Origin of the sequence: Rubrivivax benzoatilyticus JA2 = ATCC BAA-35, from assembly GCF_000190375.1 — a bacterium.
In the GTDB taxonomy this organism is placed as follows: domain Bacteria; phylum Pseudomonadota; class Gammaproteobacteria; order Burkholderiales; family Burkholderiaceae_C; genus Rubrivivax; species Rubrivivax benzoatilyticus.
This window is the reverse complement of the sequence record NZ_AEWG01000155.1, coordinates 34,369-49,808: the sequence shown is the minus strand read 5'-3', so window position 1 is coordinate 49,808 and position 15,440 is coordinate 34,369. Positions and strand designations below refer to the sequence as shown.

Annotated in this window: 13 protein-coding genes; 7 read left to right on the top strand and 6 right to left on the bottom strand. The window is 67.8% G+C overall.

The window, feature by feature from the left end:
• Window positions 1-185 precede the first annotated feature (185 nt).
• The 6 genes from RBXJA2T_RS17480 to RBXJA2T_RS17455 all read left to right on the top strand — a co-directional run bounded on the left by RBXJA2T_RS17480 (window position 186) and on the right by RBXJA2T_RS17455 (window position 5,761).
• Window positions 186-1,040, top strand: a complete 855-nt coding sequence (locus tag RBXJA2T_RS17480; protein ID WP_009858757.1) for a lysophospholipid acyltransferase family protein — start codon at window positions 186-188, stop codon at window positions 1,038-1,040.
• On the top strand, window positions 1,037-1,927 hold the full coding sequence (locus tag RBXJA2T_RS17475) for an LpxL/LpxP family acyltransferase (protein WP_009858756.1): 891 nt from the start codon (window positions 1,037-1,039) through the stop codon (window positions 1,925-1,927). Before RBXJA2T_RS17480 ends, RBXJA2T_RS17475 begins: the two co-directional genes overlap by 4 nt.
• Before the next feature lie 7 nt (window positions 1,928-1,934).
• Complete coding sequence (dapF, locus tag RBXJA2T_RS17470; protein ID WP_009858755.1) at window positions 1,935-2,780, top strand: diaminopimelate epimerase; 846 nt, start codon at window positions 1,935-1,937, stop codon at window positions 2,778-2,780.
• Window positions 2,777-3,442, top strand: coding sequence for a DUF484 family protein (locus tag RBXJA2T_RS17465; RefSeq protein WP_009858754.1), 666 nt, complete (start codon window positions 2,777-2,779; stop codon window positions 3,440-3,442). The genes dapF and RBXJA2T_RS17465 overlap by 4 nt, the downstream gene beginning before the upstream one ends.
• Before the next feature lie 8 nt (window positions 3,443-3,450).
• Entirely contained in the window at window positions 3,451-4,392 is a 942-nt protein-coding gene (locus tag RBXJA2T_RS17460; protein WP_009858753.1) for a tyrosine recombinase XerC, read from the top strand.
• Window positions 4,393-4,579: 187 nt separating this feature from the next.
• Window positions 4,580-5,761 (top strand): class I SAM-dependent rRNA methyltransferase, encoded by a 1,182-nt coding sequence (locus RBXJA2T_RS17455; RefSeq protein ID WP_009858752.1) that lies wholly within the window; start codon window positions 4,580-4,582, stop codon window positions 5,759-5,761.
• Between the two features lie 181 nt (window positions 5,762-5,942).
• Here RBXJA2T_RS17455 and RBXJA2T_RS17450 read toward each other — a convergent pair whose 3' ends face one another.
• The gene (locus tag RBXJA2T_RS17450; RefSeq protein ID WP_009858751.1) at window positions 5,943-6,917 is read right to left on the bottom strand and encodes a YcjF family protein; all 975 of its coding nucleotides are present in this window, start codon (window positions 6,915-6,917) and stop codon (window positions 5,943-5,945) included.
• Window positions 6,918-6,993: 76 nt separating this feature from the next.
• Window positions 6,994-7,467: an Lrp/AsnC family transcriptional regulator gene (locus tag RBXJA2T_RS17445; protein WP_009858750.1), complete on the bottom strand. Its 474-nt coding sequence runs from the start codon at window positions 7,465-7,467 to the stop codon at window positions 6,994-6,996.
• Between the two features lie 154 nt (window positions 7,468-7,621).
• Between RBXJA2T_RS17445 and glmS the strand changes: the two genes are divergently transcribed.
• Window positions 7,622-9,472 carry a glutamine--fructose-6-phosphate transaminase (isomerizing) gene (glmS, locus tag RBXJA2T_RS17440; RefSeq protein WP_009858749.1) on the top strand — a complete coding sequence of 617 codons (1,851 nt, stop codon included), beginning with the start codon at window positions 7,622-7,624 and terminating at the stop codon, window positions 9,470-9,472.
• A 67-nt stretch (window positions 9,473-9,539) separates the two neighbouring features.
• On the opposite strand, the gene RBXJA2T_RS17435 is transcribed toward glmS, so the two are convergent.
• Genes RBXJA2T_RS17435 through RBXJA2T_RS19895 form a run of 4 tightly spaced genes read right to left on the bottom strand, consistent with a single transcriptional unit; the run spans window position 9,540 to window position 15,429 of the window.
• Window positions 9,540-12,275, bottom strand: a complete 2,736-nt coding sequence (locus RBXJA2T_RS17435; protein ID WP_009858748.1) for a phospholipase D-like domain-containing anti-phage protein — start codon at window positions 12,273-12,275, stop codon at window positions 9,540-9,542.
• 7 nt (window positions 12,276-12,282) lie between these two features.
• Entirely contained in the window at window positions 12,283-13,719 is a 1,437-nt protein-coding gene (locus RBXJA2T_RS19900; protein WP_081467651.1) for a hypothetical protein, read from the bottom strand.
• Window positions 13,716-15,008: a KGGVGR-motif variant AAA ATPase gene (locus RBXJA2T_RS17430; RefSeq protein ID WP_009858747.1), complete on the bottom strand. Its 1,293-nt coding sequence runs from the start codon at window positions 15,006-15,008 to the stop codon at window positions 13,716-13,718. The genes RBXJA2T_RS19900 and RBXJA2T_RS17430 overlap by 4 nt, the downstream gene beginning before the upstream one ends.
• Before the next feature lies 1 nt (window position 15,009).
• Entirely contained in the window at window positions 15,010-15,429 is a 420-nt protein-coding gene (locus RBXJA2T_RS19895) for an SAM-dependent methyltransferase (protein ID WP_081467650.1), read from the bottom strand.
• Between the last annotated feature and the right edge of the window lie 11 nt (window positions 15,430-15,440).

Below are 15,440 nucleotides of genomic sequence, written 5' to 3'. Positions count from 1 at the left end.
TCGAACCCTGACTTCGCGATCGTCGGGGTCAGATGCATCTGGAGCCGCGGCGAACGCTTTAGCGGATTTGTTGAGCCAACACCACCCGAAGCGGCGTCTCGCCCGGCGAGGCCTCGGTATCCTTCGGCTCCCGCGTCGCCCCGCAAGTTGTCCTGTTAACTCGGCGACGGCCGGATCATACAAGCATGTTTTTCCTGGTTCGCTGGCTGTCTCGCCGTTCCTTGCGTTTTCTCCACGTCCTGGGCGCTTTCCTTGGCTGGCTGGTCTACTGGGCTTCGCCGTCCTACCGCCGCCGCCTGGACGCCAATGCTGCGCTGGCCGGGCTGACCGCGGCCGAGCGCCGCGAGGCGGTGGCCGATGCCGGCCGCCTGGTGATGGAGGTGCCGCGCCTGTGGCTGCGCCCGCGCGAGCAGCCGATCGCCGACCCGGTGCGCTGGGAAGGCGCCGAGCTGATGGAGTCGCTGCTGGGCCGCGGCAAGGGCCTGGTGCTGCTGACGCCGCACATGGGCAGCTTCGAGATCGCCGCCCAGGCCTACGCCGAACGTTTCGGCGCGCGCCAGCCGCTGACCGTGCTCTACCGCCCGGCGCGCAAGCAGCTGCTGCGCGAGCTGGAGGAGACCGCACGCGCGCGCCCGGCGCTGGCCACCGCACCGGCCACGCTGGCCGGCGTGCGCCAGATGCTGCGGGCGCTGAAGAAGGGCGAGACCGTGGGCCTGCTGCCCGACCAGGTGCCGCCCGAAGGCCAGGGGGTCTGGGCGCCGTTCTTCGGCCAGCCCGCCTACACGATGACGCTGGCCGCGCGCCTGGTGCAGCAGACCGGCGCCGCGGTGGCCATCCTCTGGGCCGAACGCCTGCCGCGTGGTGCCGGTTACGTGGTGCGCCTGATGCCGATGCCGGTGCCGCTGCCCGAGGACGGCGGCGACGAAGCGGGTGCGATCGCCGTCAACCGCTCGATGGAAGCCGTCATCCGCCTCAAGCCCACGCAGTACCTGTGGGGCTACCACCGCTACAAGGCGCCGCGCAGCGGCGCGTCCTCATGACTCTGCTGTCCCGCGCCGTGCTGGCGCTCGTCTGGTTGCTGCATTGGCTGCCGCTGGGGGTGCAGGCCGCGCTCGGCCGCGGCCTCGGCGCCCTGTTCTTCCGCCTCGCCGGCTCGCGCCGGCGCATCGCGCTGCGCAACCTGGAGCTGTGTTTCCCCGACAAGCCCGCCGCCGAGCGCGAGCGCATCGCGCGCGAGCACTTCGGCTGGCTCGGCCGCAGCCTCATCGAACGCGGCCTGCTCTGGTACGCCAGCCCCGAGCGCCTGAAGCGCCTGATCCACGTCGAAGGCCAGGTGCAACTGGCCGACGAGAGCGAGCGCCCGGTGATGTGGCTGGTGCCGCACTTCCTGGCGCTGGACGTCGCCGGCGCCGCCACGCAGCTGTTCCAGCAGCGCTGGGTGGCCTCGATCTACCAGCGCCAGAGCAATGCGGTGATGGACGCGGCGATGCGCGCCGGGCGGCTGCGCTTCGGGCGCGGCGAGGTGTTCTCGCGCCAGGAGAGCGCGCTGCCGCTGGTGCGTGCCGTCAAACGCGGCGCGGCCTTCTTCAACCTGCCCGACATGGACTTCGGCCGCCGCGAGGCGGTGTTCGTGCCGTTCTTCGGCGTGCCGGCGGCGACGCTGACGGCGCCGTCGAAGATGGCGCGCGGGCTGAAGATGACGGTGCAGCCGGTGGTCGCCGAGTTCCTGCCCGGCGGTGCCGGCTACCGCGTGCGTTTCCTGCCCCCGTTCACCGACTGGCCCAGCGACGACGCCGAGGCCGACGCCCGGCGCATGAACGAGTGGATCGAGAGCGAGGTCGTGCGCAACCCGTCGCAGTACCTCTGGGTGCACAAGCGGTTCAAGACCCGCCCCGAGGGCGAGCCCGGGCTGTACACGAAGCGATAATCCGCCGATGCGACTGCGCTTCACCAAGATGCACGGCGCCGGCAACGACTTCGTCGTGCTCGACGCCACCGGCGCGCCGCTGGCGCTGTCGCGCGAGCAGATCCGCCGGCTGGGTGACCGCCGCTTCGGCGTCGGCGCCGACCAGATCCTCGTCATCGAGCGCAGCACGACGCCCGGCGTCGACTTCCGCTACCGCATCTTCAACAACACCGGCGACGAGGTCGAGCAGTGCGGCAACGGCTCGCGCTGCTTCGTGCGCTACGTCGTCGACCACGGCCTGACCGACAAGACGACGATCCGCGTCGAGACCGTCAACAACCTGCTCGAGCTGTCGCTGGCCGCCGACGGCCGCGTGCGTGTCGACATGAACCGCCCCGTCTTCGACCTGGCGCGTGTGCCCTTCGACGCCAGCGGGCTGACGCCGCGCCTCGTCAACGGCTTCGAGCTCTGGCCGCTGGCCGACGCCGGAGTCGAGGTCGCCGTGCTGTCGATGGGCAACCCGCACGCGGTGATGCGTGTAGCCGACGTCGACGCCGCGCCGGTGGCCGCCGTCGGCCCGCGGGTCGAAAGCCATGCGCGCTTCCCGCGCCGCGTCAACGCCGGCTTCCTGCAGGTCTTGTCGCGCAGCGAGGTCAAGCTGCGTGTCTACGAACGCGACGCCGGCGAGACGCTGGCCTGCGGCACCGGCGCCTGCGCCGCGGTCGTCGCCGGCATCCGCCTGGGCTGGCTGGACCGCCGTGTCGAGGTGCACGCGCGCGGCGGCGACCTGCTGATCGAGTGGCCCGACGACAGCGCCTCGGTGCTGATGACCGGCCCTGCCGTGACCGTCTTCGAAGGAGAAATCGAGCTGTGAACCTCCAGGGCATCACCGAGAACGACATCGCCGAGTACCTGGCCAACACGCCCGGCTTCTTCGAGCGCCACGCCGAGCTGCTGTCCAGCGTGCAGCTCACCAGCCCGCACGGCCAGCGCGCCGTCTCGCTGCAGGAGCGGCAGATGGAAATGCTGCGCGACCGCATCAAGGGCCTGGAGATGCGCATCGTCGAGATGATCCGGCACAGCCAGGAGAACGTCGGCATCGCCGAACGCCTGCACCGCTGGACACGCGCGCTGCTCGTCACCGCCGACGCCGCCGCGCTGCCCGCGGTTCTGGTCGACGAGCTGCAGCACCAGTTCATGATCCCGCAGGCCGCGCTGCGGCTGTGGAACGTCGCCCCGGCGCACGAAGGCCAGCGCTTCAGCGAGCCGGTCAGCGACGACGTGAAGAGCTTCGCCGACAGCCTGTCGCAGCCGTACTGCGGCGTGAACGCCGGTTTCGAGGCCGTGAGCTGGCTGCCCGAGCCGGGCGCCATCGCCTCGGTGGCGCTGATCCCGCTGCGCGGCGCGGCCGGCAGCTTCGGCCTGCTGATCCTGGGCTCGCCCGACCCGACGCGCTACAGCGCCGACATGGGCACCGAGTTCCTGGTGCGCATCGGTGATACCGCGGGAGCGGCTCTCTCGCGTCTGACGGCCTGAGCCCGGCGATGGACGCCACGCTGCCCGACGACGTGCAGCGCTGGCTGGACCACCTGGGCGTCGAGCGGCGGCTGGCGCCGCGCACGCTGGCGCTGTACCGCGACGCCCTCGGCCGGCTGGCGGCCTCGGCCGCAGCCGACGGTGTCGAACTGCGCGCCGCCCAGCCGCACCATGTGCGCCGCTGGATGGCGCAGCTGCGCACCGCCGGCCTCGCGCCGCGCAGCATCGCGCTGGTGCTGTCGGCCTGGCGCGGGCTGTACCGCTGGTGGGGCCGCGAAGGGCTGGTGCCGGCGAATCCGGTCGACGGCCTGAAGGCGCCCAAGACCGGCAAGCCGCTGCCCAAGGCGCTGCCGGTCGACCAGGCCGTCGCGCTGGCCGAACACGAGAACGAAGACGGCGACGCCCGCCTGGCGGCACGCGACCACGCGATCGTCGAGCTGCTCTACGGCTGCGGGCTGCGCATCGGCGAGCTGCTGGCGCTGGACCTCGCACCGTCGGCCGGCGCCGCCGGCTGGATCGACGCCGAAGACGCCAGCGCCCACGTGCTCGGCAAGGGCCGCAAGCGCCGCAGCGTGCCGGTGGGCGCGAAGGCGCTGGAGGCGCTGGCCGCCTGGCTGGCGGTGCGAGGGCAACTGGCCGCGGCCGGCGAGCCGGCGCTCTTCGTCAGCCGGCGTGGCGAACGCCTGTCGCAAGGCGCGCTGCGCGCGCGCTTGAAGCAGATCGCACTGCAGGCCGGGCTGCCGACGCACGTGCACCCGCACATGCTGCGCCACAGCTATGCCAGCCATCTGCTGCAGAGCAGCGGCGACCTGCGCGCGGTGCAGGAGCTGCTGGGCCACGCCAGCATCTCGACGACCCAGGTCTACACCCAGCTCGACTTCCAGCACCTTGCCAGAGCCTACGACGCCGCGCATCCGCGCGCCAAACGCAAGACGCCCGAAGGCGGCTGAGGCCGCGCCGGCGGTCTGGGGTCGGCGGTCTGGGGTCAGGTCTCGCAAGACCTGACCCCGTTCTTCCGCTCTTCAGCGGCCGTCAGGGGTCAGGTCTCACGAGACCTGACCCCGTTCCTCCCGTTCCTCCGAGACCTGACCCCGTTCCTCTGACCCCGTTCTTCAGGGCGCGGCGACAATCGCGCCCATGAAAACGATCCGACTGCGCGAAGGCAAGGAGCGCTCGCTGCAGCGCCGCCACCCCTGGGTGTTCCAGGGCAGCATCGAAAAAGGCAAGGCCGACGCCGGCGAGACCGTGCGGGTGGATGCCGCCGACGGCAGCTTCCTCGCCTGGGGTGCTTACAGCCCGAACTCGACGATCCGCGTGCGCGCCTGGAGCTTCGAGGCCAGCGAACGCATCGACGCCGACTTCTTCCAGCGCCGCATCGCGCGTGCGCTCGCGCTGCGTGCGCGTCTGCCGGTGGCCAGCGACGGCGTGCGCTTGATCCACGGCGAAGCCGACGGCCTGCCGGGCCTCGTCGTCGACCGCTACGGCGACCTGCTGTCGGTGCAGTTCCTGTCGGTGGGCAGCGTGCGCTGGAAGGACGTGATCGCCGACGCGCTGATGGCGCAGACCGGCGCGCGCGGCCTGTACGAACGCTCCGACGCCAGCGTGCGTTCGCTCGAAGGCCTGGAGCCGGTGACCGGCTGGCTGCGCGGCGGCGGCGGCACCGAGGTGACGATCCGCGAACACGGCTGGAAGCTGACGCTGGACGTGGCCACCGGCCACAAGACCGGCTTCTATCTCGACCAGCGCGACAACCGCGCGCGTTTTGCCGAGCTGGTGCGCCAGCAGGGCGCCCAGCGTGTGCTGAACTGCTTCTGCTACACCGGCGGCTTCAGCGTCGCGGCGCTGGCCGGCGGTGCGCGCCACGTCACCAGCATCGACTCGTCGGCGCCGGCGCTGGAGCGGGTGCAGGCCCACGTCGAGCTGAACGGCTTCGACGCCGCGCGCAGCCGCACGCAGGACGCCGACGTCAACCAGTTCCTGCGCGATGAGCTGAAGGCGGGGCAGCGTTACGACGCCATCGTGCTCGACCCGCCGAAGTTCGCGCCCACCGCGGCGCACGCCGAGCGCGCGTCGCGCGCCTACAAGGACATCAACCGCCTGGCGCTGAAGCTGCTGGAGCCGGGCGGGCTGCTGCTGACCTTCAGCTGCTCGGGCGGCATCAGCGCCGACCTGTTCCACAAGATCGTCGCCGGCGCGGCGATGGACGCCGGTGTCGACGGCGCGATCCTGGCCCGGCTGGAAGGCACGCCCGACCACCCGACGACGCTGTTCTTCCCCGAAGGCGAGTACCTGAAGGGGCTGGCGATCGTCAGGCAGTAGCGCCGGCGTTCAGCGGCCGCTCGGGGTCAGGTCCCGCAGGACCTGACCCCAGACTTCAGCGGCCGCGCACCAGTGGCTGCTCGAGGCTGCTCGGGGTCAGGTCCTGAGGGACCTGACCCCAGGCTTCCAGGCTTCCCCAGGCTTCCAGGCTTCTGACCCCAGGCTTCAAGCCTTCCTGGCCTCACCGCCCCCCGCGCACCATCGCCATCACCTTCTGCACGTCCAGCGTGCGCGCCTGCTGCTGGATCTGCGGCGCGTACTGGCTCTGCATGCCGCGCGCCTGCTGCAGCAGCTCGGTGTAGGTGCTGCGCAGCATCTCGGTGGAGAAGGTGCGCCCGCCGGCGTAGTAACGCTTGGCGACCTGGCCCAGCGCCCAGGTCGTCGCGAAGCTCAGCCCTGAGCTGACGGCCTGCTTGCCCAGGCCGCCGAGCAGCCCGCCGCCGACGCGCCCGAGCAGGCCGCCCAGCAGCTTGCGCCCGGCCTGTTCCAGGTACTGCGAGGTGAGGCCCACGCCGGCGGTGGCCAGGAAGTCCTTCACGTGGCCGCTGTCCAGCGGGTAGCCGTAGGCCAGGCCGACGCGGTGCACCAGCTTCATCTGCAGCGGGATGATGGCCAGCGTCGACAGCGACTCCGGCAGCAGCTCCAGCGCGCCGTTCAAGATCGCGGCGTTGAGGATCGCGCGGTCGAGCTCGGCCTCGTCGACCGCGGGCCGGGCCGGGCGCGCCACGGTGTCCGCCGCGGCCGTCGGCGCAGCCGTCTCCACCACCTCGCCGGCGACGTCCGCCGACGCCAGCGTCTCGGCCTGCGCCGCGTAGGCGCCGGCCTCGCCGTCGTCGAGGCCGAGACGACGCGCCAGGTCGGCGAGGAAGGCGCGCTCGGCATCGCTCTGCGTGCCGTCGGCGTCGCAGACGCCCACCGCCATCTCGTAGGCCAGCTGGCGCGCGTCGGCGCTGCTCAGCGCGGCGGCGGCCGCGGCCACGTCCACACGCTTGAGCAGCACGTCCTGCACCAGCGACGGTAGGTCGACCGCCGCGTCCTGCGCCAGGCCTTCGGCGATGCGGCGGATCTGTTCACGCTCGCGTTCGTGCTTGCGGCCGTCGGCGAAGGCGGCGAGCAGGGCGATCGTCAGGACGGCGCGGGTGTCGGCGGTGTTCATCGGGCGGTGGCAGCGGGTGGTGACGCGCGCACTCTAGCGAGCGCGCTTTGTCCGCTGCGCCGCGGGTGCTTGGCGCTCAGCGCGCCGGCGCCGGCAGCGGCAGCCGCGGGTCGAACTTGGCGCGCTTGACGCTGAAGAAAGCCTTCACGTTGCGCACGTTGGCGTCCTGCGTGAACAGGCGCTGCACCAGCGCGTGGTAGCCGGCCATGTCGGCGGCGTGCACGACGAGCACGAAGTCCGGCCCCGGCGACACGCGGTAGCACTGCTGCACCGCGGCGTCGCCGGCGACACGGGCCTCGAAGGCGTCCAGGTGCTCGGCGCCCTGGCGGTCCAGCGTGATCTCCACCAGCGCCGTCAGCCCGGCGCCCAGGCGTTCGGGCGAGAGCAGCGCGACGCGGCGCTCGATGACGCCGCCGTCGACCAGCCGCCGCACGCGCCGCAGCGCCGTCGCCGGCGAGGTGTGGGCACGTTCGGCGAGCGCCTGGTTGGACAGCGAGGCGTCGTCCTGCAGCAGCTCGAGCAGGCGGTAGTCGGTGGCGTCGAGATCCATGACGAAAGGATATGCCATCCGATGTTAAGTAGCGAAAGAAAATGCTGATGCCTCATTCGTGTGGGTGAATCGTTCACGATCACGCCATCAATGAACGAAAACTTCATCCGCCCCGGCCTAGCATCCCGCCACCGAAGTACGAAAGGTTGAACCCATGTGCGGCATCGTCGGCGCGGTCAGCACGCGCAACATCGTCCCGATCCTGATCGAAGGCCTGAAGCGGCTGGAGTACCGCGGCTACGACTCCTGCGGCGTGGCCGTGCACCAGGACGGCGAACTGCGCCGCGCGCGCAGCACCTCGCGCGTGGCCGAGCTGGAGACCAACGTCGCGCATGACGGCATCACCGCCACCACCGGCATCGCCCACACGCGCTGGGCGACGCACGGCGCGCCGGCGGTGCACAACGCCCATCCGCACTTCTCGGCCGGCCCCGGCGCCGACGGCCCGGGCCGGATCGCGCTGGTGCACAACGGCATCATCGAGAACCACGACGAGCTGCGTGCCGAGCTGCAGCAGCGCGGCTACGTCTTCGCCAGCCAGACCGACACCGAGGTCATCGCCCACCTGGTGCACCGCTATTACGAAGGCGACCTGCTCGAAGCCGTGCAGCGTGCGCTGCCGCGGCTGCGCGGCGCCTACGCGATCGCCGTCTTCTGCCGTGACGAGCCGCACCGCGTGGTCGGTGCGCGCCAGGGGTCGCCGCTGGTGCTGGGGGTCGGCGAAGGCGAGAACTTCGTCGCCTCCGACGCGATGGCGCTGGCCGGCGTCACCGAACGCATCGTCTACCTGGAAGAAGGCGACGTCGTCGACCTGCAGCTGGGCCGGGTGTGGATCAGCGCCGCCGACGAGCAGGGCCGCTACCGCGCCGTCGAGCGCGAGGTGCGCACCGTCGCCGCCTACAGCGGCGCCGCCGAGCTGGGCCCGTACCGGCACTACATGCAGAAGGAGATCTTCGAGCAGCCCAAGGCCATCGCCGACACGCTGGACGCGGTGCCCGGCATCAGCCCCGAGCTGTTCGGCGACGGCGCCTACCGCATCTTCAAGGAAGTCGACCGCGTGCTGATCCTGGCCTGCGGCACCAGCTACTACGCCGGCAGCACCGCGCGCTACTGGCTGGAGTCGGTGGCCGGCATCCCGACGACGGTGGAGATCGCCAGCGAGTACCGCTACCGCGACAGCGTGCCCGACCCGCGCACGCTGGTCGTCACCATCAGCCAGAGCGGCGAGACCGCCGACACGCTGGCCGCGCTGAAGCACGCGCGCAGCCTGGGCATGAAGCACACGCTGACGATCTGCAACGTCGCCACCAGCGCGATGGTGCGCGAGTGCGAGCTGGCCTACGTCACGCGCGCCGGCGTCGAGATCGGCGTGGCCAGCACCAAGGCCTTCACGACCCAGCTCGTCGCGCTGTACCTGCTGACGCTGGCGCTGGCGCAGGTGAAGGGCAGGCTGACCGACGAGCAGGAAGCCGCGGAGCTGAAGGCGCTGCGCCACCTGCCGCTGGCGCTGCAGGCCGTGCTGGCGCTGGAGCCGCAGGTCATCGCCTGGAGCGAAGACTTCTCGCGCAAGGAGAACGCGCTGTTCCTGGGCCGTGGGCTGCATTACCCGATCGCGCTGGAAGGCGCGCTGAAGCTCAAGGAGATCAGCTACATCCACGCCGAGGCCTACCCGGCCGGCGAGCTGAAGCACGGCCCGCTGGCCCTGGTGACCGAGCAGATGCCGGTGGTGACGGTGGCGCCGAACGACGCGCTGCTGGAGAAGCTGAAGAGCAACATGCAGGAAGTGCGCGCCCGCGCCGGCCAGCTCTACGTCTTCGCCGACGCCGACAGCCAGATCGCCAGCGACACCGGCGTGCACGTCATCCGCATGCCCGAGCACTACGGGCGGCTGTCGCCCATCCTGCACGTGGTGCCGCTGCAGCTGCTGGCGTACCACGCGGCTTGTGCGCGGGGGACGGATGTGGACAAGCCGCGGAATTTGGCCAAGTCGGTGACGGTGGAGTAGGGGCGGCGCAGCCTGGTTCCCAACCCAATTTCACGGAGTCCGTGTGCCAAAGCCGCTCTCGGCGCTGCTACGACGTCCAGGCGCTGGCCATGAGGGTCGCGAAGTCGCGCCTTGAAAGCACGGCGACGCATTCACGCCAGTCCTTCTCGGGCGATTGCATCGTCGCCGTGTAGCGGAGATCGAAGCCGGTGGCCTCGCGCTGGGCATTGATGTACTCGTCCATCTTTTCGCCCAGCGCCTCGATGTCGTCGATCCACTCGTCCTTGATGGTGTCCGGAATGGAACCGAAGAGGTCGTAGCGGTCGCGCATGCGCTCCGAGAGGCGGTCGTAGATCTTCTCGTCGACGGTTTGCTCGTTGACCAAGTTGAGCATGTCAACGGTGTCGCGCTTCTGGCCAAAGCGCTTGATGCGGCCGATGCGCTGTTCCAGCCGCGTCGGATTCCAAGGCAAGTCAACGTTCACCAGCGTGCCCAGGGTCTGCAGATTCAGGCCCTCGCAGGCGGCATCCGTGGCCACCATGATCCGGATCTGGTGCTCGGCCACCATCTTCTTGAGCGTCTCGCGTTCGCACGACACGCTGTCGCCGCGCTGGTAGAGCCGGCTGCGTCCGGCACCTGCGTACAGACCGATCGCTTCGGCTGGGTAGCGTCGGGCAAGCTGTTCTGCCAACCAGCGTGCGGTGTCGTAGTACTGGCTGAAGACAATCACGCCGAGCTCCAGCCACTTCTCGCGGTCCAGGTAGTACAGCAATGCGGCGAGTTTGGGGTCGGCATCGATCCGCTCCAGCCGGTTCAGCAGCCGTTCCAGGGCTTCGCGCTCGTTGCTTGTATCAACGGCCAGTTCTGCGTAGCCCTCGTCTTTCTCCTCGCTCAGGGTCTGGCCTTGCAGCAGCGCTCGCACCGTGTTCAGGCCAGCGTGGATGGACGAGCAAATGCGCTGCTCGACCAGGTTCTTCATGAACCCCCCGCCGCCACGCTTGCTCAGTGCTTTGCCGAAGGCGCGGGCCTCACGGTACGCCTCTCGGAAGTCCTCGCTGGTGCGCAGCGCCTTGGCCTCGAACAACGCGTCGAAGCCCTGGGGCTCACGGACGAGCTGTCGGTCGGGATGCACATCCACGCCCACCCGTGTCAGCAGGCCTGCGTCTTCCAGGCTGACGCGTTTGCGCAGCACCACATGACGCACCAAGGCGTTCTCGCGCTGGAAGAAGGTGGCGCCCGACACCTGCCGGTGCAGCTCGTCTTCCAGGATCTCGCGGGTGTCTACGCTCAGGTCTGCCAGTGACCGGGCAGTCTGGCTCTCGCCGTTGACCAGCCCCAGATCCTGGCGGATCGCGCTGAACAGTCGCCTTGCGCGCGGTTCGCGCGTGGCGTCCACCAGCGGCAGAGGTGACCGCAACAGCTCCCAAGCGTGCTCGGCGGAGGTCACCTCCTGCCGACCCGACAGAATCTCCAGCACCGCTTCGGCCCGGTGCCAGGCTGCGAGTTCGTTCCCCAACACGAAGTTGCCGCGCCCCTGGTGCAGGATGCCGATCAGATCCCAGAGGTCCTGCGGTTGAGTCTGGATGGGCGTCGCGGTGCCCAGTAGCACATGCTCCGACCGGGCCGCGATCTCGCGCATGAAGGCCAGCAACTCGTTGGGCGTGCCCGCGTCAACACCGAAGCCTCGCCGGGTGCGGGCCTTGTGCGCCTCGTCCAGGATCACCAGGCCGAAGCGCAGGCCCAGCAGATGCTGCTTCTCAACCGACTGCCGCATCATCAACCCAGTCGAGACGATACCGATGCGCAGCGGGCAGCGCGCGATGTGCTCTCGGCCTGCCGGCGAGATGGCGCGATCCTGATCGTCGAGCCACACCTTGTGCAAAGTGTCCCAGCGCGCGCACGGGATGCCCAGCTTGTCCAGCATCTCGGTCTGCCACTGCTCGCACAGCGTGGCCGGGGCAAAGATCACTACGGGTCGCCGCGCTTGCTGTTCGCGGTCGGCTAGCAGGCACAGTGTCAGCGCCGCGGTTCCCAGCGACAGCGTCTTGCCCAGGCCGACTTCATCGGCCAGCAACAGGCGCACCACTTTGTGCAGCTGATAGTGGTGCAGGCACTCGCTGACGAAGCCCTGCTGCCACGGCTGGAGCGCCAGTCCCTCGCGGTACAGCGGAGACTCGACCAGCGCAGCCGGCGCCACGTCGCCGTCGTCCTCGATTTCGTCGAACACCACCTCGCGGCGGTAGCCGCGTCGGTGCACTTCGCGGATCACCGCCTCGGGCAGTGGGCGCGCAGCGTTCCATAGGAACTCGAACTCGCTCTCGATCCAGGCCACTCCCTCGGGTGATTCGTCTTCCCACAGGATCTCGTAGTGGCGCTGCCAGCCGCTGCGGGTTTCGTTCATCGAGCCGATGAAGCCCAGCTTGCGTCCATCAGCCAGCTCGATGACTCCGGCCTTGCCGTGCACGAAGCCGCACACGCTGTCGGGTGCCACGCGCACCGCCTGGCCGTGCCGCTGCAGGAAGGCATCCAAACGGCGATAGCGGTCGCGGTTCAGCAGCGCCTCGGCCTCGATGGCCTTCTCGTTCCAGCGGCCCATCATGCGCGCCTCGCGCAGCTGGGCAACCTTCAGGTCGTCGGGGTGGATGTCGACGTTGCAGACGATACGAACCTGCGGAATGTCTTCCAGCAGCTCGTGCGCCACCTCGAACAGCGAGCTGGTGAAGTAGCCCGCGATGCGCGTGTAGCTGCGTGCGCCTTTCAGGTGCTCCAGCAGAAAGCTGCTATCCAGCCGGTGCGTGCGCGACGAGAAGCGCCGGATCGACATCCTTGACTCAGTGTCCCGGCCGCACGCCGCCTCTGCGTCCCAAGCCGAAGCCGACCCGGTACAGGTCGGGCATGTCGACTCGCCCATCCCTTCGCGTGACCAAGATGCCTAGTCTTTCCAGATCAAGTCGAACGCCATCCCAGCCCTTCTCCCGATGCTGAGGGGGAAGGTGTTCAGAGTGAAGGTCCGAAGGACCGTTGGGAAATGCGCTCTCCCATTGCTGTCGTATGGTCTCGTAGTCCGATGGCACGTTGCGGTCTTTCAGGGGGGCCATCACCTCGGGGACCCAAGAATCATCTTCTGCCACCTGTTCAACTCTAATTTTTGAGGCCTTTTGAATGCCGCGCTTGATGCTCTCGTAGTGAAGCGGCAGTGGATGCTCGCCATAGCGCTTGCGGCTGTCCTCCGCGGCGCCGTGTATTGCGGCCAGAAATGACCTCGGGGACGTCCATCCGTGTCCGTCTGCCAGGTGGCTGACGCTCCATACGTATGGCACCCCGCGTCTTGCATCTTTGCCCATCTTGTCGCCGGCCAGAAGCTCGAATAGGCGGCGCTGATGAGGTGCTTCGGATGCGAGCGCGGTCGGCAGCTTCCACGCGCTTCCCTCGTTCTTTAGTGCCTCACTTGGCGGTAGCGCGGAGGAGACCAACGTCCGAATATTCTCGCCATAGCATTCGGCGGCGTTGATGAGGCGTTGCCACATCATCGCATGAAGGTCGCTGCGATCCCAGGTCAGATCGACTCGCGTACTCAGAATCTTGGAGGCATCAACGAAATTGGTTTTTGAGCGGTCTAGTTGATCCGGTCTGAGAAAGACCTTTGCTCGAAGTTGAGAAAATCCTCGCATCCAGAGCGCGACTTGCAGGACGTCGCGGACGATGCGGTTCATCTCATCCCAGTCTGCGCTCGTTCGGTCCATCGCGTCGAAGACAATGAGCCCGAATCGACCCTGTTCAGCGAGCTTGGTATCGGCTGCTTCTGCAATTCGTGCGAAAGACTCTGGATTGTTGGCGACCCATTGTGCTGTCTCGGTCCACGACGCCCTGGGAATGGCGTGGTTGACAACTTCCGCCAGCCAGCGCAGAACTACAGACTTCCATACTGTTTCTGGCTCTTTGCCGAGGCATAGTAGTTGCCGGAACGTTGCGCGGTCGGGATAGGCGTCGAGATTCGAGTTGACTGCGAAGCCGACGCGGACATCCGTGTTGACCAGGTCCTGCACCGAGGCGCCAATCTGGTTCCGAAGCGCGTCGTTGCTCAACGCAGAAGTCCAAAATGATTTGCCGACGCCGCGGGCGCCGACCACCAGCGTGGCTTCTCGCGCCAGGGCCTTTCTATGAGCCAGTGGGATGTACAGAGTTCCGGGGTGAGGGGTCTCTCCCTTGTTGTCAAGCTCGAAAGGGGCCTCGATGATCGCTTCGCGAACGGAGTTGGGATCAATCATTTGCTGAATTCCGTATTGAGGGCGCCGTCAAAGTATTTCTGCAAAGCACCATAGACAGTCGTCACCTCGGTCTCGTCAACCTGCAGCATCCTTTGCTGAAGGCTAAGCAATCCGTACCAGCCACGGTTCCAACGGATTGCCAACGGTGAGTGCGGTGCATCGTCGTCGTCCTCTTCGAAGCTCCAGTCGCCGATCTCGCCGGGGGCGGCCTCATCATAAGTTTCTTCGAAGAGTCTATAAGCGTCCGCTCTAAGTGCGCCGAGATATTCGCTTCGTCGCTCGTCGTCGGGAACCAATCCGGCGACGAGCTGCAGGCGACTCCGAATTTGACGTATGACCCCGCGCTGTTGCCAGTGAGCGAATAGCGACTTATAGCCGGTCCAAGTCTGCTGGCCCTGGATGGCAAACATGAAGACCGTATGTGCGCCAAGATCTGTCACGCAGGCTGCAGCTACTTCGTCGATGCCTGCACGTGAGTCGATGAGAATTACATCGGGCCGGTGCTGATGCTCGAGGCGACTGATCAGTCGATTCAGGCGTTCTGCCCAAGACTGACGCTCTGCGGGCCCGCAGATCTTGGGCATCCACACGCGGCCCAGTTTTGAGACGTACTCGCCGGGTTCTCGACCGTGAGCGGGTACCAGATAGATTGGGCCGGCTGTCAATAGATCACTGGTTGCGAACATGTCCGCCAGCAATGCGTCGCCGTTCTCCACAAGATCTTCTACGAGCCAGTCGGTAATCCCGTAGATCGGCTGACGCTCGCTGGGCAGGAGCGCGCTAGACAGACCGGGGGATTCCAGATCCAGATCCAGCACCATCACTCGCCTGCCCTGTCTCGCCAGCGACCAGGCGCTGGCCGCCAAGGCGGTGGAGCGTCCGACGCCGCCCTTGATAGAGAAGAAGACGAACCGCGGCGCGCCGTTCGCTACATTTGCAATGCTCTCCCAGCGGGTATCCGTCGCTAGGCGATCCAGTACCATGACGTTATCGAAGCCCGGAAGACCAAACGGCAGAGCGCCTTGGTAAGCGTGCTCCGGCTGCTCTTCAAAAAGGACCCCTGCGTCCGTCGGGTAAGCATGCGGGCCAAGTTCGGCGGCAAGGGACTGATATAGATCCTTAACCGCAGCGCGCTGGGCTTCATCCTGAGAAGCGGACTCCGGGGCGATCAGGCGTACCCGCCCGTTCAAGTCGCGATTGACCAGCAACCACGGCAGCCGCCGAATCGCCTCTGCGTTGGCGGCAAAGACCTGTTGAGCAATGGGGAGGATCCGATCAAAGGTGGTCATCTCAGAACAGTCCTTCCTGTTGAGCCTTTAGTACCAGCGTGCGCACCGCTTCCGCCCCGGCTCGGTGGCCGTTGGCGCGCGTCTGATCGAAGTTGCTGTGATGTGCATATCGCTGAGAAGCTGTCCACTGCGAGAAGGGGTTCCCGACGATGGCGGGAACGTATCCTGCACCTAGGACGGAGCCGCTTCGGTAGCTTTCGAATCGGGTCCAAACCTCGTCTGCGTGCCTCCGGTCTTTCTCGTTCTGGGGGCGGTTCTTGACTGGGTCATAGGGCATGCCGAACGCCAACATCAGGCGCTTCAGTCCGCACTCCGCAGCAAATCCGTATAGATGATCGGCGTTTGCCCATCGCTGAGCGTGCAAAAGCTGCTCCGCGTCGTCCCAGTGACGCAGATGGGCATCCAGAAAGTCAGCCTGCATTCTCGTTCTCC